The sequence below is a fragment of the Burkholderia anthina genome, assembly GCF_902498995.1.
Classification (GTDB): domain Bacteria; phylum Pseudomonadota; class Gammaproteobacteria; order Burkholderiales; family Burkholderiaceae; genus Burkholderia; species Burkholderia anthina.
The window spans coordinates 64,133-86,606 of record NZ_CABVLY010000012.1 but is presented as its reverse complement, the minus strand read 5'-3'; the positions used below and the strand labels follow the sequence as shown (position 1 = coordinate 86,606).

Genomic DNA, 22,474 nt, shown 5'->3' with positions numbered 1-22,474 from the left:
TGCTTAGTGCGATTCGTGAGCCTGGCCGAGGTACACCAGCGTGAGCATCATGAAAATGAACGCTTGCAGCAAAACAATCAGGATGTGGAAGATCGCCCAGACGCTACCCGCGAGGATGTGGCCGATGAAGCCGAGCACCGACGCGTCCGCACCGAAGCCCCACATGCTGCCGAGCAACGCGATCAGCAGGAACAGCAGTTCGCCTGCGTACATGTTGCCGAACAGTCGCATGCCGAGCGAAACGGTCTTGGCGACGTATTCAACGATGTTCAGGCCGAGGTTCGGGATCCACAGCAGCGGGTGCGCGCCGAACGGAGCCGACACGAGTTCATGCAGGAAGCCGCCCGGGCCCTTGATCTTGATGCTGTAGTAGATCATCAGCACGAAGACGCCGAGCGCGATGCCGATCGTGCCGTTCAGGTCGGCCGTCGGAACGATGCGGTGATGCGGAATGACTTCCGACAGGCCCAGCCAGCCGATCACGCGGCCCGGCAGGTCGACGGGGAGGAAGTCGAGGGAGTTCATCAGCGCGACCCAGACGAACACGGTCAGCGCGAGCGGAGCAATGAAGGTACGATTGCCGTGCACGACAGCCTTCGACTGGTCTTCGACCATCTCGACGATCATTTCGATCATGCACTGGAAACGGCCCGGGACGCCCGGCGTCGCCTTGCGGGCAGCCATGTACAGGATCAGGATCGTGACGACACCGCAGACGATCGACCAGAACAACGTGTCGAGATTCCAGACGTGGATATCGAAAATCGACGTCTGATGCGCGGTGGAGAAGTTCTGCAAGTGGTGCGCAATGTACTCGGACGGATCCAGAGCACGCGAGCCTTCGCTGGTTGCCATATCGTTAGTGCCACCCAAATTGTCGAAAATCGGTCTTTCGCTTCACCGCAACACTCTATTGCGGGAACGCGCCTGCGCATGTTCCGGTCGAACTGCGCAAGGTCTCACAGCCTATCGCCAGGCCAACGCAATCCAGTACGTTTTCAGCACGAGCAAGTACGTAATGAGCAAGGGCACCCAGTGCACGCCGGGGTACCACACGGCAATCGCTACGAACAACGCGATCGTCGCTCCCATCTTGAGTACTTCGCCGACCACCCAACCCATCACGGTGTCGGCACCGCCTCGCCTCAAACGCGCCGCGAACAATGCGCTCGGCACCCAGCCAATCGCTCCGCCCAAAAATGCGGATTGCGCAGCGGCGCCCGGCGGCTTCGAGGAAAACAGCCACCACGCCAGCGTTGCAACCAAGGACAGGACCACTTGCGCGATCACGACCCGGTAGGGCGTAATCCGCGAGGGTCGGCTTACGTCCGGCCCGAACAGCGTTTCCGCTTCGGCCCGCGTAAGCGGAACGATTGTTGTGTCGTCTTGCTGCTCGGCATCCCAGTCGTCGGCGGCTGCATGCCGCTGCCCGACAGCCGGTTCGGTGTTGCGGCGTGCGCTGCGCTCGTCGTGCCCATTGACCGGCTGCTCCTGACTCGCCATCGCTACCTTCCGCAAATTCCCAATCCGCCCCAAACTTTCCGAAAGCTTTCGGGGGTGCCTAGCTAACAAATCCGGGCGATTGTAAGCGATAGTTGCAGGTGATTCAAGGCTTTAGACGCGACAAAAATCTGCGTAAAACGCGTCCTCATCATGTGAAAAACGCGCGAACGAGCGACGTACGATGACAGTTGTAAGGTGGGATTTTCGCGTCGGTACTTCTTGCTGGAAAAGTGTGGCCGCAACGAATGGCGCAGAACCGGCGTTCGGCGAGCGCCTCGGCCACCCGGCAGGCGCACAGGCAAAAAATTCCCTGCGGAACGACCGCAGAAAACACTGCAACACAAGGATCGGGAACAAGCGGAACGCTGTGATGACAGGCCGCACTCATCGCACGAGACGAGCCGGCCGCGAACCCGCCCCCCCCCCCCCTGCAATCAGTTGCAACATCACCACAGGCGATCGACTGTGGATCGCCGGACTTATCCACAACCCGGCAACCACCGGGAATGCTGTGCACCCTCCTCGCCCGCCGGATCGAGCGCCTGTGCCACGCGCTACCGCGGGTTCAGCCGTGCACGAGCAGCCACGCACCGAGCGCGGCGCTCGCGAGTGCAAATGGAATCGACACCAGGTGAAACGGCAGCCACATGCGCGGCTCCTTCGCGAGACGCACGGCGATCAGGTTCGCGAGCGAGCCGATCGCGAACCCGAAGCCGCCGACCGATACGCCGAACGCGAGCGCACGCCAGTCGTGCGTGAATTCCGACAACAGGATCGCGGCCGGCACGTTGCTGATGCCCTGCGACAGCACCGCGCCCGCAGCAAACACGCGCAACGGCGAATCGAGCTGTGCACGCGCGATCGCATCGTGAACGACGGGCAGCGCGGCCGCGCTGCGCAGCACGACGAACATCAGCACGAAAATCAGCAGCAGCAGCCAGTCGATCTTCAGGACTGCATCACGTTTCGCGACGAGCAGCGCGATCACGACGGCGACGAGGCCCGGCACCGGGTGGTGCGCATCGGCGAGCAACACGAACGCACCGAACAGCACCACCGCGAGCAGCGCGTGCATGCGCTGCACGGGGACCGGATCGACGTCTCCGGACAGGTCAAGCGGCTTCGCGCGAAACGCGCACGCCGTCAGCACGAGCAGCAGCACCATCAATGCAAGCGCGAGCGGCCCGAGCGTGACGACGAAACGGCCGAATGACACACCGCTCAATTGCCACAGGAAAAGGTTCTGGGGATTGCCGAGCGGCGTCGCGACGGACCCCGCATTGACGGCCAGCGCGACCACGATCACGAGCCGCCGGAACGGCAGCGGCGTCAGTGCGCGCAGCGACACCATCAGCGGGACGACGACGAACAGCGCGACGTCGTTGGTGAGCCACATCGCAAGCGCGGCCGCGAATATGACGAGCAGCATCGCGAGCCCGCGCTCGGAGTGCACGTGATGCACGATGCGATGCGCAAGCCACATCAGGCACCCGGACAACTCGAGCGCCTTGGTCAGCATCAGCAGGCCGGCCAGCGTCAGCACGGTTTGCCAGTCGACGAGGCCGGTCAGTGCGGCAATTGGTTGCGGACGCAACCATTGAAGAATAATCAACGCAAGCGCCAGCACCGTCAGTACCGGCTCCTGCAACAGCCATCCGAGCCACCGGCGCGGCGCGGCCGCGCCCGTGTTTTCCATCGATCGAGCCTCGTTACTCTTCGGTCGCGACGTTGCCGCGCAGACGCGCGAGAATGCCCTCGAGCGCATCGAGGTTGCCGAAGTCGATCAGCACCTGCCCTCGCCCGCGGCGGCCGAGCTTGATCTTCACCGTCGATGCGAGCAGGTCGGACAACTCCTCCTCGAGACGGCGCGTGTCGCGGCCGCCATCATCCTTCGCGCGTGCCTTCACGGCCGGCGCTTCCTTCGTCGTGTGCGCAACGAGCTTCTCGGTCTCGCGCACCGACATGCGCTTGTTGACGACCTGATGCGCAAGCGTGATCTGCGTCGCCGCGTCGACCGCGAGCAGCGCGCGCGCATGCCCCATGTCGAGATCGCCGGCCAGCAGCATCGTCTGCACCGGCGACGCGAGGTTCAGCAGACGCAGCAGGTTCGACACCGCGCTGCGCGAACGGCCGACCGATTCGGCCGCCTGCTCGTGCGTGAAACCGAACTCGTCGAGCAGGCGCTGAATGCCGTGCGCCTCTTCCAGCGGGTTCAGATCCTCGCGCTGAATGTTCTCGATCAGCGCCATCGCGGCGGCGGCCTGATCGGACACGTCCTTCACGAGTACCGGCACTTCATCGAGACCGGCCAGGCGTGCCGCGCGGAAACGCCGCTCGCCCGCGATGATCTCGTATTTGTCTGATGAAATGGGCCGTACCAGGATCGGTTGCATCACGCCTTGCGCGCGAATGCTGGCCGCCAGCTCCTGCAGGCTGCCCTCGTCCATCCGCGTGCGCGGCTGGTACTTGCCGGCCTGCAACTTGCCGAGCGCGAGCGTGTTCGGCGCCCCTTCGATCTTCACCGCTTCGGTGATGTCCGCGCTGCCGCCCAGCAGCGCTTCGAGGCCACGTCCCAAGCCCTTCTTCTTTGGTACCGCGTTCATGTCTTTCTTCCTCGCTTCGCTCATGTCCGGATCACGACACCTCGAACGCGCGCACGCGATCGATCATCTCGGCACCGAACTGGAGATACGCCTGCGCACCGCGCGAGTTGCGGTCGAACACGACGCCCGGCAACCCGTAACTCGGCGCTTCCGCCAGGCGCACGTTACGCGGAATCACCGCGTCAAACACCTTGTCGCCGAAGTGCGCTTTCAGTTGATCGGAGACCTGCTGCTGCAGCGTGATGCGCGGATCGAACATCACGCGCAGCAAGCCGATGATCTTCAGGTCGCGGTTCATGTTCGCGTGAACCTGCTTGATCGTGTTGACGAGGTCGGACAGACCTTCCAGTGCGAAGTACTCGCACTGCATCGGGATCACGACGCCATGCGCCGCGCACAGCCCGTTCAGCGTCAGCAACGACAGCGTCGGCGGGCAATCGATCAGCACGAAGTCGTAATCATCGGCCACGCGCTCGAGCGCGGCCTTCAGCCTGCGCTCGCGGTTGTCGATGTTGATCAGTTCGATCTCGGCACCGGACAGCTCGCGATTGGCCGGCAGCACGTCGTACGTGACGCCTTCCGGACGCACGCGCGCATCGGCCACCGATACGCCGTCGACCAGCACTTCGTACACGGTCGACTCGCAGGAGGCTTTGTCGATCCCGCTGCCCATCGTCGCGTTACCCTGCGGGTCGAGATCGATCAGCAGGACTCGTTGCTCCTGCGCTGCAAGGCTTGCGGCGAGATTGACCGATGTCGTCGTCTTGCCGACGCCCCCCTTCTGGTTCGCAACGCAGAAGATCTTTGCCATCGTTGGTGTGTTCCTCTTACTTCAAACAAATGGCGCGCTACCGCGCGCCCTCAATTCGCTTCGGCGACCGTGACTTCGATCAGATGCCGTTCGGCATCGAGCATCGGCACCGCCAGCCGCATCGTCCGCTTCACACGACTCCCCTCCGGCAGCCGGGCGATCTCGTCGTCCGGGTGCACACCCTTCATTGCCCAGATCGAGCCGCCGGGCGCGACGAGATGTCGAGCAAGTTTAACGAAATCGGACAGATCCGCGAAAGCGCGGGATACGATCATGTCGAATTTTTCCGGCACTTCGACGCCCGGCTGCAGCGATTCGACCCGGCCAGTGACGACCGACAGGTTCGAGAGCTTCAGCTCCGCACGCATCTGGGTCTGGAATGCAGACTTCTTCTGCACGATATCGTTCAGCGTCACATGCCATTCCGGCTGCACGATTGCCAGCACGATACCGGGCAACCCGCCGCCCGAACCGACGTCGAGCACACGCGCCGACGCCCGGCCGCGCAGATGCGGGACGATGGAGAGCGAATCCAGGATGTGCTGGATCAGCATCTGCTTCGGGTCGCGGATCGCGGTCAGGTTGTAGACCGCGTTCCACTTGCCGAGCAGCGCCACGTAGTCGAGCAACTGGTTGCGTTGCGCATCCGTCAATGCGATGTCGAGCGCAGCCGTGCCGTCGACGAGCATCCCTTCAAGTACGTCCCGATTAACCGCCGGCGCGCGACGCGCCGTCATTGTTGCGTCGGGACGGTGCCGTCCCCCTGCTCGGTCGCCTCTGCAGCGGTACCGTTACGACGGCCAAGACCACGGCGCTTCAGGTGCACCATCAGCAGCGAGATCGCAGCCGGCGTGACGCCCGAGATACGCGATGCCTGGCCGATCGTTTCCGGCCGGAACTCGTTGAGCTTCTGGCTCACCTCGAACGACAGGCCTCGCACCTCGCGATAGTCGATTCCGTCTGGCAGGCGCGTGTTCTCGTTCGCATCGTTGCGTTCGATCTCGCTCGCCTGACGCTCGATATAGCCCTGGTATTTGATGCCGATCTCGACCTGCTCCTTGATCTGCTCGAGCAGCACCGGATCGTCCGTGAGCGGCTCCGCGGGGCCGCACTCGCCGCCCTTCAGCCCGCACACACCGTCGTAGCTAATGCCCGGACGGCGCAGCAGTTCGGCAAGGCTGTACTCGTGGTCGATCGCCTTGCCGAGCAACGCGGCCGCCTCTTCCGGCGGCAGCGTCTTTGGCGTGACCCACGTGGACTTCAGTCGTTCGGTTTCACGTGAAACAGCGTCACGCTTCCGGCTGAACGCATCCCAACGCACGTCGTCGACGAGACCCAGTTCGCGGCCCAGTTCGGTCAGGCGCATGTCGGCGTTGTCTTCACGCAGGCTCAGGCGGTATTCGGCGCGGCTCGTGAACATCCGGTACGGCTCGGCCACGCCGCGCGTGACGAGATCGTCGACCAGCACGCCCAGGTAAGCCTGGTCGCGCCGCGGGCACCATGCGTCCTTCTCCTGCACATAACGACCGGCGTTCAGGCCGGCCAGCAGGCCTTGCGCCGCAGCCTCTTCATAGCCGGTCGTGCCGTTGATCTGGCCCGCAAAGAATAGTCCGTTGATCGCCTTCGTCTCGAGCGACGCCTTCAGCGCACGCGGATCGAAGTAGTCGTACTCGATCGCATAGCCAGGGCGCAGGATGTGCGCGTTCTCGAGGCCGCGCATCGAGTGCACGAGCTCGAGCTGCACGTCGAACGGCAGGCTCGTCGAAATCCCGTTCGGATAGAACTCGTTGGTCGTCAGCCCTTCCGGCTCCAGGAAGATCTGGTGCGATTCCTTCGACGCGAACCGGTGGATCTTGTCCTCGATCGACGGGCAATAACGCGGGCCGACGCCTTCGATCACGCCTGTATACATCGGCGAACGGTCGAGGCCGCCGCGAATGATGTCGTGCGTGCGCTCGTTCGTGTGCGTGACCCAGCACGGCAACTGCTGCGGATGCTGCTCTGCCCGGCCGAGGAACGAGAATACGGGGATCGGATCGAGGTCGCCCGGCTGCTCGTCGAGCTTCGAAAAGTCGATCGAGCGGCCATCGATACGCGGCGGCGTACCGGTCTTCAGGCGCCCCTGCGGCAGCTTCAGCTCCTTCAGCCGCGCCGACAGCGACACGGCCGCCGGATCGCCCGCGCGCCCGCCCGTGTAGTTGTTCAGGCCGACGTGGATCTTGCCGTCGAGGAACGTGCCGGCCGTCAGCACCACCGCGCGTGCGCGGAAGCGGATGCCGATCTGCGTAACGGCGCCGACCACGCGGTCGCCTTCGACCATCAGGTCGTCGACGGCCTGCTGGAACAGCCACAGGTTCGGCTGGTTCTCGAGCCGGTGGCGAATCGCGGCCTTGTACAGGATACGGTCGGCCTGTGCGCGCGTCGCACGCACAGCCGGCCCCTTCGACGAATTGAGGATCCGGAACTGAATACCGCTCTCGTCCGTCGCGGCCGCCATCGCGCCGCCAAGCGCGTCGACTTCCTTGACCAGATGGCCCTTGCCAATGCCGCCGATCGACGGATTGCAGCTCATCTGTCCGAGCGTTTCGATGTTATGGGTCAGCAGCAGCGTCTTCGCGCCCATACGCGCGGATGCCAACGCAGCCTCCGTGCCGGCATGACCGCCACCGACGACGATGACGTCAAATTCTGTGGGAAAAAGCATGGTGGATTCCGTACGCAGAGCTGCGCACGAACCTATCTGAGAAATGTATGGGCCGAATTATAGCGGGTTCGCTTTTCTCCCGAAGACCGTCCGAATGGTAGGGTCGGTTCGTTTCGCTGTTTTTTTGTCTTTTTGCCTGCCAAGTGGCCGAACTGTGAGGCTGAGCCCTGCTCCGGCCGCGCATCCGCCATCTCACTGCACATCGTCACGCTGTGCGAAATCAGCAACCGGGTAAGGCGGAATGGAGCGAACGCCACCCTCCGCACTCTCCTCACAGTATTTCCGATTCGTCGCCCGATACTTATCCACTGTGCCGCGCAACACGCGGCGGCGTAGCCCTCCCGGGCACCTGACTCTTGCGATTCTGTGCGACACACACTGCACCACGAACCATCCCTTTCCCGTTTATCACAGCGCTTCCGACTATTCCTTCGGCACTTATCCCCTGCCCCGAGCAGCCCCAACGCAACCCAATCGCCCCTTGCCCAAAAACAAAAACGGCGTGTTTCACGTGAAACACGCCGCCCGTTTCCCGCCAACCGCCCTGATCATCAAGCCGTTTTCTTCGCCAACCCTAGGTATGTCTCGATCACACGCGGATTCTGCGCCAACTCGGCCGCCGGCCCTTCGAGCGCAAACTCGCCCGTCTCCAGCACATAGCCATAGTCGGAGATCTGCAGCGCGGCCCGTGCATTCTGTTCGATCAGCAGCGTCGCGACGCCCGTGCCGCGCAACGCGCTGATGATATGAAAGATCTCCTTCACGATCAGCGGTGCCAACCCGAGGCTCGGCTCGTCGAGCATCAGCAGATCCGGCTTGCCCATCAGCGCACGGCCAACTGCGAGCATCTGCCGTTCGCCGCCCGACAGCGTGCCGGCGGCCTGCTTGCGCCGCTCCTTGAGCCGCGGAAACAACGCAAATACAGGATCAAGCTGATCCAGAAAGCCGGATTCGCCCGCCAGCTTGCGGCGGTACGCACCCAGCACGAGGTTGTCTTCGACCGTCATCGTGCTGAACAGCTCGCGCTTCTCCGGCACGAGGCACATCCCGCGTGCAACGCGCTGCTCGACCGGCAACGCGCCGACGTCGTTGCCGCGATACACGACCGCGCCCGACGCATGCCCGGTCACCGGCAGCGCACCCATGATCGCGTTCAGCAGCGTCGATTTGCCGGCGCCGTTCGGGCCGATCACGCTGACGATCTGCCCTGCTTCGACCTTGATCGCTGCACCGTGCAGCGCCTCGACCTTGCCATACCGGACCGCCAGCCCGCGTACTTCGAGAATCGGCATCGTCGTGTCCGTCATCATTCCACCCCGCCCAGATACGCTTCGAGCACCGCCGGGTCCTGCTGCACGTCCTGCGGCAGCCCTTCCGCGATGCGCGTGCCGAATTCCATCACCACCAGCCGGTCGGTGAGATTCATCACGAAATCCATGTCATGTTCCACGAGCAACACGCTCATCCCCTCGGCCTTCAGGCGCCGCAGCAGGTCGGCGAGCTGTTGCTTCTCCTGGTAACGCAGCCCGGCGGCCGGCTCGTCGAGCAGCAGCAGCGTCGGGTCGCAGCACAGCGCGCGTGCGATTTCGAGGATGCGCTGCTGGCCGAGCGCGAGGCTGCCTGCTTCGTCGTACATGTGCTTTTCCAGCCCGACGCGGCGGATCTGCCGCGCGGCTTCGGCGAGCAGCTGTGCTTCCTCATGCGCATTGAGCCGCGCGATGCTGCGCCACACGCCCGTCCGGCCGCGCAGGTGCGCGCCGATCGCGACGTTCTCGAGTACCGTCATCGTCGGCAGCAGCTTCACGTGCTGGAACGTCCGGCCGATGCCGCGCCGCACGATCTGGCGGGACGTGAGCCCGTCGATCCGTTCTCCGCGGAACGTGATCGTGCCGCCGGTCGGCTGCAGTACACCGGTCACGAGGTTGAACGTGGTCGACTTGCCGGCGCCGTTCGGCCCGATCAACCCGATGATCTGCCCCGCTTTCACGTCGAAGCTGACGTCGTTGACCGCCACCAGCCCGCCGAACTGCTTGCGCGCGTTGTCGACCACGAGCAGCGGCTCGCCCGCCACAGGCTTGCCGCGCTGCGGCAACGGATCGGCATGTTCGGGCACGTGCGCACGCGGCCCGCGCGGAAACAGCCTCGCGACGAACGGCCATACGCCCTGGCGCGCGTACTGGAGCAGCAGCACCATCAGCACGCCGAACACGATGATCTCGAAGTTGCCTTCCGAGCCGAGCAGCTTCGGCAGCAGCGTCTGCAGGTAGTCCTGCAGCACGGTGAGGATCGCCGCGCCGAGCACCGCGCCCCACACATGCGACACGCCGCCGACCACGGCCATGAACAGGAATTCGATCCCGTGGTTCAGGCCGAACGGGGTCGGGTTCACGGCGCGCTGCAGGTGCGCGTACAGGAAGCCCGACACCGCCGCGAGCACGGCCGCGTAGACGAAGATCACGACGCGCATCCATGCCGTGTTCACGCCCATCGCCTCGGCCATCACGCCGCCGCCGCGCAGCGCGCGGATCGCGCGGCCGGGCCGGCTGTTGAGCAGGTTCTGCACCGACACGATCGCGGCCAGCACGACGGCCCAGATCAGGAAGTACAGGCTGCGGCCGCTGTCGAGCTCGATGCCGAACAGGTTCAGCGCCGGAATCCCGTTGATCCCGTCGTACTTGCCAAGCAGTTCGAGGTTGCCGAACAGATAGAACAGCGCGAGGCCCCACGCGATCGTGCCGAGCGGCAGGAAGTGTCCGGACAGCCGCATCGTGACCGCGCCGAGCACGAGCGCGACGAGCGCCGTCAATACGACGCCGACGATCAGCGCGAGCCACGGCGACACGCCGTATTGCGTCGTCAGGAACGCGGTCGCATAGGCACCGATGCCGACGAACGCGGCCTGCCCGAAGCTCGTCATCCCGCCGACGCCCGTCAGCAGCACCAGCCCGATCGCGACGATCGCGTACAGGCCGATGTAGTTCAGCAGCGTGATCCAGTATTCGGGCACCTGCACCGCGCCGGGCAGCACCGGCAGCGCGAACAGCACCACGAGAAACACCCAGAAGGTCTTGTTGCGTACGATCGTCTTCATCGCGTCACTCCTCTTCCTCTTCCGCATGCGGCGTCGCGAAGCTGCGCCACAGGAGCACCGGGATGATCAGCGTGAACACGATCACTTCCTTGTACGAACTCGCCCAGAACGACGAATACGATTCGAGCACGCCGACGAGCAGCGAGCCGGCGGCCGCGAGCGGATAGCTGACGAGGCCGCCGATGATCGCGCCGACGAAGCCCTTCAGGCCGATCAGGAAACCGGAGTCGTAATAGATCGTCGTCAGCGGGCCGACGAGAATGCCGGACAGCACGCCGAGCCCCGCCGCCAGCGTGAACGCGAGCCGCCCCGCCGCGGTCGTGCCGATGCCGACCAGCTGCGCGCCGAGCCGGTTCACCGACGTCGCGCGCAGCGCCTTGCCGGCGATCGTGCGGCCGAAGTACACATAGAGCGCGCCGATCAGCACCAGCGCGGTCACGACCACGAGAATGCTCTGCACCGACACCGTCATGCTGCCGATCGCCAGCGACGCATCGGCGAATCCGTTGGTGCGCGAACCTTCCGCACCGAACATCACGAGCCCGAGGCCGACCATCGCGAAATGGACGGCGACCGATACGATCAGCAGCAGCAAGGTCGTGCCTTCCGCGATCGGCTGATAGACGAGCCGATAGATGAAGGGCCCCATCGGCACGACGATCGCGAGCGTGAGCGCGATCTGCGCGAGCATCGGCAACGGCTGCGCGGCGACGCCGCGCGTGATCGCGAACACCGCCAGCGGCAGCAGGACGTAGCGGCTGGCGAGCGTCGCGAGCGTGCGGCCGAGTTGATGGCGGCGCTCGCGATGGCGGACCAGCCCGCCGACTTCCAGCAGGAAGCACGCGATGCCCATCACGAACAACAGCCAGCAGGTGGCGGGAAATTTTTGCGCCTGCAACGCAGCGAGCGTCAGCGCACCGTAGGCGACGAATTCGCCCTGGGGAATGAAGATCACCCGCGTGACGGAAAACACCAGCACGAGCGCCAGCGACAACAATGCATAAATGGCGCCGGTCGTGATGCCGTCTTGCGCGAGGATCGCCGCAATCGAGAGATCCATACGTTTCGTGTATCGAGAATGCTGCGGAGAAACGGCGACGGGAGCGGCCCGGGCGCGTGGACGGCAGGACCGGAGTACAGGCGCCGCGCGGGGGCTTCCCGGAAGTTCCATGCGGCGCGAATGCGGGCCGCGAGGCCCTGCGCCGCCGACGGCGTGCGCGGCGCCGTTCGCGCCGTGCACGCCGGTTTCACGTGATGCTTACTCGGCCTGCAGTTTCCACTTGCCGTCGACGATCTGCACCATCACGCGCGCACGCGTGTCGAAGCCGTTGTGATCGGTCGGCGTCATGTTGATCACGCCATGCGACACGGGCAGATCCTTCACGCTCTCGAGCGACGCGCGCAGCGCCTCGCGGAACGCTTCGGTGCCCGGCTGGCCCTTCTTCAGCGCGTCGGGAATCGCGCGCTGCAGCAGCAGCCCCGCATCCCACGCATGCCCGCCGAACGTCGACAGCGAACCCGCGCCATACGCCTTCTCGTACGCGGCCTTGTACGCGAGCGCCGGCTTCTTCACCGGGTTCGAATCGGGCAGCTGGTCGGTCACGAGTACCGGGCCGGCCGGCAGGATCTCGCCTTCGCAATCCTTGCCGCATACACGCAGGAAGTCGTTGTTCGCCACGCCGTGCGTCTGGTAGATCTTGCCCTTGTAGCCGCGCTCCTTCAGCGTCTTGGCCGGCAGCGCGGCCGGCGTGCCGGAACCGGCGATCAGCACCGCGTCCGGATTCGAGCTCATCAGCTTCAGCACCTGCCCCATCACCGATGCGTCGGTGCGGTTGTAGCGCTCGTTCGACACGACCTTCAGGCCGTTCTTCGCGGCCGCCGCGTTGAACGTGTTGTACCAGCTGTCGCCGTACGCGTCGGCGAAGCCGATGAAGCCGATCGTCTTCACGCCGTGCTTGGCCATGTAGCCGGCGATCGCGTCGGCCATCAGCTGGTCGTTCTGCGGCACCTTGAACATCCACGCGCGCTTCGCGTCCATCGGCGCGATGATCTGCGCGCTCGCCGCGAGCGAGATCGTCGGCGTCTTGCCCTGCGACACCGGGTCGAGCATCGCGAGCGAGTTCGGCGTGACGGACGAACCGATGATCGCGTCGACATGATCCTCGTCGATCAGCTTGCGCACGTTCTGCACCGCGCGGCTCGTGTCGGACGCATCGTCGAGCACGATGTACTGCACGCTCTTGCCGGCGATTTCCTTCGGCAGCAGCGCGATCGTGTTCTTTTCCGGAATCCCGAGCGACGCGGCCGGGCCGGTGGCCGACAGCGTGACGCCGATCTTCACCTGTGCCGACGCCGTTGCCGACGCACACACGAGGCCCACGGCAAGCACGGCCTCCATCCATCGATTCATCTTCATTTATGTTGTCTCCAAACGCTGCTCGAAAAATCCGCGGGTCGCTCGGGCGGCTCCCGGTCATCAAACAAGTTAATATTTTAAGTATCTCGCTGTGCCGCTGCCTACGCTCGTTTTCCCGTGAAACGCCGCCGCGACGAACCTCTGCCGGCATCGGCACCGCGCACGCACGTGCCGCTTCGCGGCCGCAACAGTCGTGCGACCGCCACGATGCGTGGCCGCAATGTCGCCAGGATGAAGAAAGCCGGAAAAGATGACGTTGCGGACGCAACGATCAGGGAAAGATGCGCAGACCTGGCACGGCTCGACCACGCTCGCCGACGGCACAAGACAGGAAAAGCGGCCGCTCATGCGCGGGCGATCGCGCATTCGGATGCGGATACAACGAGCGGCGCGACGGTCGTGCGGGCAAATCGCGCCAGAACGCGCATACCCGCCGCAGGACGGTTCGCGACAGCCGGGATATACCCAGGCACCCCCGAACACGAACGAGCGGCTCCAGCCGCCCCTGCTGCCCCGACCATTCGTCCTGCGCTTCTCATCCAACCGTGCTCCCTCTTCTGCATTCTGCTTGTAGGAGAACTGCCGACCGATTTTCCCGACCGCCCGGTCGGCGAAAGCCGAGTGTAACGGACGCTTTTTGCGCACGCCAACCGGGTAAGCCCGAACGGCATGCGCGTGGCCGCGCGCCAGCCGCGACGTGCTTGCGGGAAAGGGGAAGAACGGGGGGACGGGCGAGCACCCGGAGAGATGCGGGATACCGACGCGGTCGCGAACCTGCGACGCCGGCCGCTGCACCATTGAAGGTAATTCGCGCACACAAATGAAAAAGCGCTGTTGGATTCCGTCCAACAGCGCTTTGGGGTCCGGGCACTTTGTGCCTCGATTGTCTCCTCGTTCTCCACCTGCAAATTCGTTTCGCGGTGCATCAGAACTGAAACGAAGATTAAAGGAGCTTTCATCCCGCGACAACTTAGCATTTACCCCTATGGTGCATCGCCGCACGAAATTGGGGCACCAGCCTTGCCGCGCGACGCCGGCCAGAGCCGGCCGCGATGCCCTTTCCGGGCGCGCCGGATGGTGCTTCGCATCAACGCGCCGCAACGCCCGGCCCCCCGCTTTCAGGACGGCCTGAGCGGCTTGATCCGCGCGACCATCTCGCCGACGATCCCGCGCCGGAACGCCAGCACGCATGCGATGAAGATGAGCCCCGTGACGATCGTCGCCGACTCGCCCAGCGAGTGGAACCAGCCGATGCCGGTGGTCGACGCGAGCCATTCGCCGATGTCGCCGAGGCGATCCTCCAGCGCGACGATCAGCGCCGCGCCGAGCAGCGGCCCGAACAGCGTGCCCATCCCGCCGACGAGCGTCATCAGCACGACGAGCCCCGACATCGTCCAGTATGCGTCGGACAGCGTCTCGAAGCCGAGCACGAGCACCTTCAGCGAACCGGCCAGCCCCGCGAGCCCGGCCGACAGGATGAACGCGAGCAGCTTGAAGCGGTCGGTATCGTAGCCGAGCGAGATCGCGCGCGCCTCGTTCTCCTTGATCGCGACGAGCACCTGGCCGAACGGCGAGTGCACGATCCGCACGATGAACGCGCACGCGGCGACGATCACCGCGAGCACGATGTAGTACAGCGTCATGTCGCTGGACAGGTCGAGCAAGCCGAACAGACGCCCGCGCGGCACGCCCTGCAGGCCGTCCTCGCCGCCGGTGAACGGCGCCTGCAGGTAGATGAAGTAGACCATCTGCGCGAACGCGAGCGTGATCATCGCGAAATAGATGCCCTGCCGGCGGATCGCGAACAGGCCGACGACGAGCCCGAGCAGCGTCGCGGCGAACGTGCCGACGAGCACGCCGAGCTCCGGCGTGAAGCCGAGCGTCTGGATCGCATAGCCGGTCGCGTAGCCGGCGGTCGCAAGGAACATCGCGTGGCCGAACGACAGCAGCCCCGTATAGCCGATCAGCAGGTTGAACGCGGCCGCGAACAGCGCGAACGTGAGCACCTTCATCACGAAGACCGGATACGCGCCGATGAACGGCGCGGCGAGCAGTGCGGCGAGCAGCACGCCGTAGAGCACTTTTCTCTGCATCATTTTTCCTTGCCGAACAGGCCCGCCGGGCGGATCAGCAGCACGATCGCCATGATCACGAACACGACGGTGGCCGACGCTTCCGGATAGAACACCCGCGTGAAGCCCTCGATCACGCCGAGCAGCAAGCCGGTGATGATCGAGCCGAGAATCGAGCCCATCCCGCCGATCACGACCACCGCGAACACGGTGATGATCATCGGCTGGCCCATCAGCGGCGACACCTGGATCACCGGCGCGGCCAGCACGCCCGCGAACGCCGCGAGCGCGACGCCGAACCCGTAGGTGAGCGTGATCATCATCGGCACGTTCACGCCGAACGCCTCGACGAGCTTCGGGTTCTCGGTGCCCGCGCGCAGATAGGCGCCCAGCCGCGTCTTCTCGATCACGAACCACGTTGCGAGGCACACCGCGAGCGACGCGACGACCACCCAGGCGCGGTAGTTCGGCAGGAACATGAAGCCCAGATTGGTCGCGCCGGACAGCTGCGACGGCACGTCGTACGGTTGCCCGGACGAGCCGTAGATCGACCGGAACACGCCTTCGACGACGAGCGTGAGGCCGAACGTGAGCAACAGTCCGTACAGATGATCGAGCTTGTACAGCCAGCGCAGCATCGTCCGCTCGATCACGATCCCGAACGCGCCGACGATCAGCGGCGCGAGCACGAGCATCGCCCAGTACGGCAACCCGAAGTACGACAACCCCATCCACGCGAGCATCGCGCCCAGCATGAACAGCGCGCCGTGCGCGAAGTTGATCACGTTGAGCAGCCCGAAGATCACCGCGAGCCCGAGACTCAGGATCGCGTAGAACGAGCCGTTGACGAGCCCGAGCAGCAACTGGCTGAGCATCGCCGGCAACGGAATGCCAAAGATTTCCATCGACTTAGCCATCAGAATGAGTTTCGTTGCGTGCGCAACGTTCAAGCCGTCGCGCACGCAGGCGGCGCAGCGGGCGCATCGCTGCGGCCGCCGCCGCGCGCCGCTACGTCGCGCTTACTTCCACAGCGCGCAGCGCGATTCCTGCTTGGTGCCGAACGCCTGGTCGCCCGGAATCGTCGCGAGCACCTTGTAGTAGTCCCACGGCTCCTTCGATTCCGACGGCTTCTTCACTTCCATCAGGTACATGTCGTGGATCATGCTGCCGTCCTGGCGGATGGTGCCCTTCGCGTAGAAGTCGTTGATCTTCATCTTCTTCAGCTCGGCCATCACCTTGTCGGAGTCGGTCGTGCCGGCGGCCTGCACCGCCTTCAGGTAGGTCGTCACCGATGAATAGTCGGCCGCCTGCAGGCTCGACGGCATCTTCTTCATCTTGCCGAAGTAGCGCTGCGCCCACTGGCGCGACGCCGCGTCGCGGTTCCAGTACCAGCTGTCGGTCAGCACGAGGCCCTGCGTCGTCTCGAGGCCGAGGCTGTGCACGTCGTCGATGAACATCAGCAGCGCGGCGATCTTCATCGTCTTCGTGATGCCGAATTCCTTCGCGGCCTTGATCGCGTTGATCGTGTCGCCGCCCGCGTTCGCGAGGCCGAGGATCTGCGCCTTCGACGACTGCGCCTGCAGCAGGAACGACGAGAAGTCCGACGCCGACAACGGATGCCGCACCGAGCCGAGCACCTGGCCGCCGTTCGCCTTCACGACGTCCGACGTGTTTTTCTCGAGCGCCTTGCCGAATGCATAGTCGGCGGTCAGGAAGAACCACGTCTTGCCGCCCTGCTTCACCACCGCCGACCCCGTGCCCTTCGCGAGCGCCATCGTGTCGTATGCGTAGTGGACCGTGTACGGCGTGCACTGCTCGTTGGTCAGCGTGTCGGCGCCCGCGCCGATGTTGATGTAGACCTTCTTCTTCTCGGCCGCGACCTGGTTCATCGACAGCGCGGTCGCGGAGTTCGTGCCGCCGACCAGCAGGTCGAGCCCGCCGCGGTCCATCCACTCGCGCGCCTTCGACGCGGCGATGTCCGCCTTGTTCTGGTGATCCGCATAGACGACCTCGATCGGCTTGCCGAGCACCTTGCCGCCGAAGTCGGCGACCGCCATCCGGATCGCCTCGAGGCCGCCCTGCCCGTCGATGTCCGCGTACAACCCCGACATGTCGGTGATGAAGCCGATCTTCACGCTGTCCGCGGCGTGTGCGGCGCCGGCGGTCAGCGTTGCAGTGGCGAGTGCGAGACACGCGTGCGCAAGGGTCTTCATTTTCATTGACGTCTCCTGTTGTTCTGATGCGTTGTGGTTGTTCGAGGGCCGCCACGGCTAGCGGCAAGGGAAACGGGGCGGCGTCACACCCCAAGCAGGTCGTGAAGGATCGGCATCTTGCCTTCCAGTTCGGCCGCGCGGAAATGCTCGACGATGCGGCCATGCTCCATCACGTAGAAGCGATCGGCGAGCGGCGCGGCGAAGCGGAAATTCTGTTCGACCATCACCACCGTGTAGCCGCGCGCCTTCAGCGCGACGATCATCCGCGCGAGCGCCTGCACGATCACCGGCGCCAGGCCTTCGGAAATCTCGTCGAGCAGCAACAGGTTCGCGCCGGTACGCAGGATCCGCGCGACCGCCAGCATCTGCTGTTCGCCGCCTGACAGCCGCGTGCCCTGGCTCTGCCGGCGCGAGGCGAGGTTCGGAAACATCGCGTAGATCTCGTCGAGCGACATCGCATGGTCGCTCGGCCCGATCGGCGGCGGCAGCATCAGGTTCTCCTCGCACGACAGGCTCGAGAAGATCCCGCGCTCCTCCGGGCAGTAGCCGACACCGAAATGCGCGATGCGATGTGTCGCAAGGCCGATCGTCTCGTTGCCCGCGACCTTGATCGAGCCGCTGCGGCGGCCCGTGAGTCCCATGATCGCGCGCAGCGTCGTCGTGCGGCCCGCGCCGTTGCGGCCGAGCAGCGTGACGACCTCGCCGCGATGAACGCTCAGGTCGACACCGTGCAATATGTGGGATTCCCCGTACCAGGCTTCGAGGCCCGTGATCTCCAGCGCGGGCGTGCCGCTTTCGACACCGCTCAATTCGCGTTCCTCCCGTTCGCTGCGCTTCATGCGTGCGCCCCCGCGAGCGCCGCGTCGGCGCTGCCCATGTATGCCTCGATCACGAGCGGATTCTTCGATACTTCCGCATACGAGCCTTCGGCCAGCACTTCGCCGCGCTGCAGGACGGTGATCGTGTCGGAGATGCCCGCGATCACGTTCATGTTGTGCTCGACCATCAGGATGGTGCGGCCGTTCGCGACCTTCTTGATCAGCGCGGTCACGCGGTCGACGTCCTCGTGGCCCATCCCCTGCGTGGGCTCGTCGAGCAGCATCAGTTCGGGTTCCATCGCGAGCGTCGTCGCGATCTCGAGCGCGCGCTTGCGGCCGTAGGCGAGCTCGACGGTCGGCACATGCGCGAAATCGGTGAGACCGACCTGCGTGAGCAGGTCCATCGCGCGATCGTCGAGGCGCCGCAGCGTGCGCTCGCTGCGCCAGAAATGGAATTCGGTGCCCAGCGCGCGCTGCAGGCCGATGCGCACGTTCTGCAACGCGGTCAGGTGCGGGAATACCGCCGAGATCTGGAATGAACGGATGATGCCGCGGCGTGCAACCTGTGCGGGCCGCTCGTCGGTGATGTCGATCCCGTTGAAAACGATCTGACCAGCCGTCGGCGTCAGGAACTTGGTCAGCAGGTTGAAGCAGGTGGTCTTGCCTGCGCCGTTCGGTCCGATCAGCGCATGAATCGCACCGCGTCGCACACGCAGGTTGACGCCATTCACGGCGGTGAAGCCCCTGAATTCCTTCGTTAGTCCACGTGTTTCCAGAATCGTGTCGCCGAGAATCATGTTCCCTTCCGTACGAAGTCGGGCGAAGCACCGGGGAAGATTCGCGCAAGCGACCGCGAACGGGTCAGCGGATGAGCGGACTGCCCCCGGGCGCCGTGCTACGCGTCGAGGGTGGTCTCCCGCGCCGATGCGTATGCATGCTGCGCAACATTGTCGCCCCGTTGGTGCAGTGCAATCATCGGGATTTGCACTTATAGGGCTGGCCGCCATACGGGGCGCCGCTGTGCACGGTTCACGACGCGTTTTTTTTGGCTGGTGCATCATCGGCGATGGTGCGCATCGCGCTGCACCCGTGCGTCCACACCGCACGAAAAAAGCCGCGCTCGATGCGCGGCTCGCACGATTCATTCCGTCGAGCACGGCAACCGGGCGCGGCGCGCAAGTTGCTTCGCATAGCGAATCAGCAGGCGCCGGGATGACCACCCGCTGTCGTGCATGTCAGCGCCTGTCAGCATCGGTCGGCGCGGCGTCACGCCGCCGTCGCCACCGCTTCCGTTCGCACCTGCGTCGCTTCTTCGCGCAATGCGCGACGATCGGCGCGGATCATGTCGCTCGCGCGCTCCGCGATCATCAGCGTCGGCGAATTCGTGTTGCCGGACGTGATGAACGGCATCACCGATGCGTCGACGATCCGCAGTCCGGCGACGCCGCGCACACGCAGCCGGCTGTCGACTACCGCGCGATCGTCGTCCGCGCGGCCCATCCGGCAAGTGCCGACCGGATGGAAGATCGTGGTGCCCACGGCGCCCGCCGCTTCGATCAGTTCCGCTTCGGTCTGATACTGCGTGCCCGGCAGGATCTCCTGCGGACGGTAGCGCGCGAGCGCCGGCGCGGACGCGATCCGGCGCGTGAGTCGCAGCGCGTTCGTGGCGACATGGCGATCGTGATCGGTCGACAGATAGTTCGGCGCGATCGTGGGTGCGACAGCCGAATCGGGGCTGGCGATATGCACGCTGCCGCGCGAGCTCGGCCGCAGATGGCACACGGATGCGGTAAAGGCGTTGAAACGGTGCAGCGGCTCGCCGAAGCGCTCGAGCGACAGCGGCTGCACGTGGTATTCGAGATCCGGACGCGTGAGCGCCGGATCGTCGGGATCGGATTTTGCGAACGCGCCGAGCTGCGACGGCGCCATCGACATCGGCCCGCGTTGCAGCAGCGCATATTCGGCGCCGATCATCAGCTTGCCCCACCAGTGCGCGGACAGCGTGTTGAGCGTGCGCACGCCTTCGACGCGATACGCCATCCGCAGCTGCAGGTGATCCTGCAGGTTTTCACCGACGCCCGGGAGGTCCTGCACGACGTCGATGCCGAGCGCCTGCAGCCGATGGCCCGCGCCGATACCCGACAGTTCGAGCAGTTGCGGCGAATTCACCGCGCCGGAGGTCAGCAGCACTTCGGCGCGGGCGCGCGCGACATAATCGGTGCCGCCGCCACGATATTCGACACCCACCGCGCGCCGCCCGTCGAACACCACCCGCTGCGCCTGCGCGCCGGTGATCACGGTCAGGTTCGGGCGCGTCATCGCGGGCCGCAGGAACGCCTTCGACGTATTCCAGCGCACGCCGCGTTTCTGGTTCACCTCGAAATAGCCGACCCCGGAATTGTCGCCGCGGTTGAAATCGTCGGTTGCCGGGATGCCCGTCTGCTGCGCGGCTTGCGCGAACGATTCGAGGATCTCCCAGCGCAGCCGCTGCTTCTCGACGCGCCAGTAGCCGCCCGCGCCGTGCGCGTCGCTTGCGCCCGCATGGTGATCCTCGCTGCGCTTGAAGACCGGCAGCACGCTGTCCCACGACCAGCCGGCGTCGCCGGTTTCCTCCGCCCAGCTGTCGTAATCCTCGCGCTGGCCGCGCATGTAGATCATCCCGTTGATCGACGAGCAGCCGCCGAGCACGCGGCCGCGCGGATATGACAGCGCGCGGCCGTTCAGCGCTGCTTCGGGCTGCGTCTTGTACAGCCAGTCGGTGCGCGGATTGCCGATGCAGTACAGATAGCCGACCGGGATGTGAATCCAGTGGTAGTCGTCCTTGCCGCCCGCCTCGAGCAGCAGCACGTGGATGTCGGGGTCCTCGGTCAGGCGGTTCGCGAGCACGCAGCCTGCGGTGCCTGCGCCGACGATCACGTAATCGAATTCGCCCTCGAGCGTGCGTTGAGTAGTCACGGTATGTCTCCTGTCGATCCGAGTTAGCGCTTTAGCGATTACTCGGATCCCATGGCGTGGCTGGATGGAGTTGGCGCTTCAGCGCGTACTCCATCCCCACGGCGGTCGGCCCGAGTCAGCGCTTCAACGCCTACTCGAATCCCACGGCGTGGCTGGACGAAGTCAGCGCTTCAACACTCACTCGTATCCCACCCCAATCTTCTTGTTGTCCAACGCGCGGCGCGGCGCCGCTCTCATTCCCAGCATAGTGCGTCGCCGGCGACGCGATCGATGAAGCGTACTCCCGCAGCCGGCCGCCGATCCAATGAGTTATGCTGAACTGCGTCATAAGCTGCGCTCATATCACGACGATGGATCTCACCCTGCTCCGCGCGTTCGCGACGGTCGCCCGCGAAGGCAACCTGACGCGCGCCGCCGCCCAGCTGCACGTAACGCAGCCGGCCGTGAGTCTGCAGATCAAGCATCTGCAGGAAACGCTCGGCGTCGCGCTGTTCACGCGCACGTCGCGCGGGCTCGCGCTTACCCGCGACGGCCAGACGCTGCTGCCGCACGCGGAGCGCGCACTGGCCGCGGCCGCCGACGTCGCGCGCGCCGCGGCTGCGCTGCGGCACGAGGTGCGCGGCCGGCTCCGGATCGGCACGATTCTGGATCCGGGCTTCCTGCGGCTCGGCGGCTTCCTGCGCGCGCTGGTCGAAACCTACCCGCAGGTCGAAACCGCGCTGCGGCACGGCATGTCGGGATGGGTGCTCGAACAGGTGCGGGCGCGCGCGCTCGACGTCGGCTACTACATCGGCCGGCCCGGCGAGGACGATCCGCGCGACGATGCGCTCTTTCACACCGTCACGCTCACGCATTTCCAGTATCGCGTGCTCGCACCGGCTGGCTGGCGCGAGCGCGTGCAGCGCGCGCACGACTGGCGCGCGCTCGCCGCGCTGCCGTGGATCTGGACGCCGCCGGCATCCGCGCATCACCGGCTGCTGTCGCGCGTGTTCGCGGCGGCCGGCGCGCAGCCGGTCAAGGTTGCCGAGGTCGACCAGGAGCAATCGATGCTCGATCTCGTCAAATCGGGCATCGGGCTGACGCTCGCGCGCGATTCGACCGCGCTGGCCGAAGCGCACGCACATGCGCTGACGATCGTCGAACGCGTGACGGTGCCGACCCAACTGACGTTCGTGGCGCTCGCCGAGCGGCGCGACGAGCCTGCGATCACGGCGGCGCTGCGGCTGATCGAGACTCAGTGGGCGACATGAGCGCGGCTGATGGCGCCGCGGGCCGACGGGCGGTGGAC

General features: G+C 65.3%; 18 protein-coding genes. 1 reads left to right on the top strand and 17 read right to left on the bottom strand.

The window, feature by feature from the left end:
• Window positions 1–3: 3 nt before the first annotated feature.
• From atpB to BME24068_RS17040, 17 genes are all read right to left on the bottom strand, one after another.
• The gene (gene atpB, locus BME24068_RS17120; RefSeq protein WP_096506714.1) at window positions 4–855 is read right to left on the bottom strand and encodes a F0F1 ATP synthase subunit A; all 852 of its coding nucleotides are present in this window, start codon (window positions 853–855) and stop codon (window positions 4–6) included.
• A 111-nt stretch (window positions 856–966) separates the two neighbouring features.
• On the bottom strand, window positions 967–1,503 hold the full coding sequence (locus BME24068_RS17115; protein ID WP_096506715.1) for an ATP synthase subunit I: 537 nt from the start codon (window positions 1,501–1,503) through the stop codon (window positions 967–969).
• A 565-nt stretch (window positions 1,504–2,068) separates the two neighbouring features.
• Window positions 2,069–3,199: an SLC13 family permease gene (locus tag BME24068_RS17110; protein WP_174926768.1), complete on the bottom strand. Its 1,131-nt coding sequence runs from the start codon at window positions 3,197–3,199 to the stop codon at window positions 2,069–2,071.
• Between the two features lie 13 nt (window positions 3,200–3,212).
• On the bottom strand, window positions 3,213–4,106 hold the full coding sequence (locus tag BME24068_RS17105; RefSeq protein WP_006482728.1) for a ParB/RepB/Spo0J family partition protein: 894 nt from the start codon (window positions 4,104–4,106) through the stop codon (window positions 3,213–3,215).
• A 31-nt stretch (window positions 4,107–4,137) separates the two neighbouring features.
• Window positions 4,138–4,917 (bottom strand): ParA family protein, encoded by a 780-nt coding sequence (locus BME24068_RS17100; RefSeq protein WP_096506717.1) that lies wholly within the window; start codon window positions 4,915–4,917, stop codon window positions 4,138–4,140.
• 50 nt (window positions 4,918–4,967) lie between these two features.
• On the bottom strand, window positions 4,968–5,654 hold the full coding sequence (gene rsmG / locus BME24068_RS17095) for a 16S rRNA (guanine(527)-N(7))-methyltransferase RsmG (protein ID WP_096506718.1): 687 nt from the start codon (window positions 5,652–5,654) through the stop codon (window positions 4,968–4,970).
• The gene (gene mnmG / locus BME24068_RS17090; RefSeq protein ID WP_096506719.1) at window positions 5,651–7,621 is read right to left on the bottom strand and encodes a tRNA uridine-5-carboxymethylaminomethyl(34) synthesis enzyme MnmG; all 1,971 of its coding nucleotides are present in this window, start codon (window positions 7,619–7,621) and stop codon (window positions 5,651–5,653) included. Before mnmG ends, rsmG begins: the two co-directional genes overlap by 4 nt.
• A 551-nt stretch (window positions 7,622–8,172) precedes the next feature.
• On the bottom strand, window positions 8,173–8,928 hold the full coding sequence (locus tag BME24068_RS17085) for an ABC transporter ATP-binding protein (RefSeq protein WP_096506790.1): 756 nt from the start codon (window positions 8,926–8,928) through the stop codon (window positions 8,173–8,175).
• On the bottom strand, window positions 8,928–10,712 hold the full coding sequence (locus BME24068_RS17080; protein ID WP_174926767.1) for a branched-chain amino acid ABC transporter ATP-binding protein/permease: 1,785 nt from the start codon (window positions 10,710–10,712) through the stop codon (window positions 8,928–8,930). Before BME24068_RS17080 ends, BME24068_RS17085 begins: the two co-directional genes overlap by 1 nt.
• Window positions 10,713–10,716: 4 nt before the next feature.
• The gene (locus BME24068_RS17075) at window positions 10,717–11,772 is read right to left on the bottom strand and encodes a branched-chain amino acid ABC transporter permease (protein ID WP_174926766.1); all 1,056 of its coding nucleotides are present in this window, start codon (window positions 11,770–11,772) and stop codon (window positions 10,717–10,719) included.
• 198 nt (window positions 11,773–11,970) lie between these two features.
• Complete coding sequence (locus BME24068_RS17070) at window positions 11,971–13,128, bottom strand: ABC transporter substrate-binding protein (RefSeq protein WP_096506722.1); 1,158 nt, start codon at window positions 13,126–13,128, stop codon at window positions 11,971–11,973.
• 1,118 nt (window positions 13,129–14,246) lie between these two features.
• Complete coding sequence (locus BME24068_RS17065) at window positions 14,247–15,221, bottom strand: branched-chain amino acid ABC transporter permease (RefSeq protein ID WP_162826215.1); 975 nt, start codon at window positions 15,219–15,221, stop codon at window positions 14,247–14,249.
• Window positions 15,221–16,105, bottom strand: a complete 885-nt coding sequence (locus tag BME24068_RS17060; RefSeq protein WP_096506725.1) for a branched-chain amino acid ABC transporter permease — start codon at window positions 16,103–16,105, stop codon at window positions 15,221–15,223. Before BME24068_RS17060 ends, BME24068_RS17065 begins: the two co-directional genes overlap by 1 nt.
• Window positions 16,106–16,219: 114 nt before the next feature.
• A complete protein-coding gene (locus BME24068_RS17055) occupies window positions 16,220–17,419 on the bottom strand; it encodes an ABC transporter substrate-binding protein (protein ID WP_174926765.1) in 1,200 nt (399 codons plus the stop codon).
• Window positions 17,420–17,496: 77 nt separating this feature from the next.
• Complete coding sequence (locus BME24068_RS17050; RefSeq protein ID WP_096506727.1) at window positions 17,497–18,252, bottom strand: ABC transporter ATP-binding protein; 756 nt, start codon at window positions 18,250–18,252, stop codon at window positions 17,497–17,499.
• Entirely contained in the window at window positions 18,249–19,028 is a 780-nt protein-coding gene (locus BME24068_RS17045; protein WP_096506728.1) for an ABC transporter ATP-binding protein, read from the bottom strand. The genes BME24068_RS17050 and BME24068_RS17045 overlap by 4 nt, the downstream gene beginning before the upstream one ends.
• A gap of 469 nt (window positions 19,029–19,497) precedes the next feature.
• Window positions 19,498–21,186, bottom strand: a complete 1,689-nt coding sequence (locus tag BME24068_RS17040) for a GMC family oxidoreductase (protein ID WP_174926764.1) — start codon at window positions 21,184–21,186, stop codon at window positions 19,498–19,500.
• Window positions 21,187–21,536: 350 nt separating this feature from the next.
• Here BME24068_RS17040 and BME24068_RS17035 point away from each other — a divergent pair, with 350 nt between their 5' ends.
• On the top strand, window positions 21,537–22,436 hold the full coding sequence (locus BME24068_RS17035; RefSeq protein WP_096506730.1) for a LysR family transcriptional regulator: 900 nt from the start codon (window positions 21,537–21,539) through the stop codon (window positions 22,434–22,436).
• The last annotated feature ends 38 nt before the right edge of the window (window positions 22,437–22,474 follow it).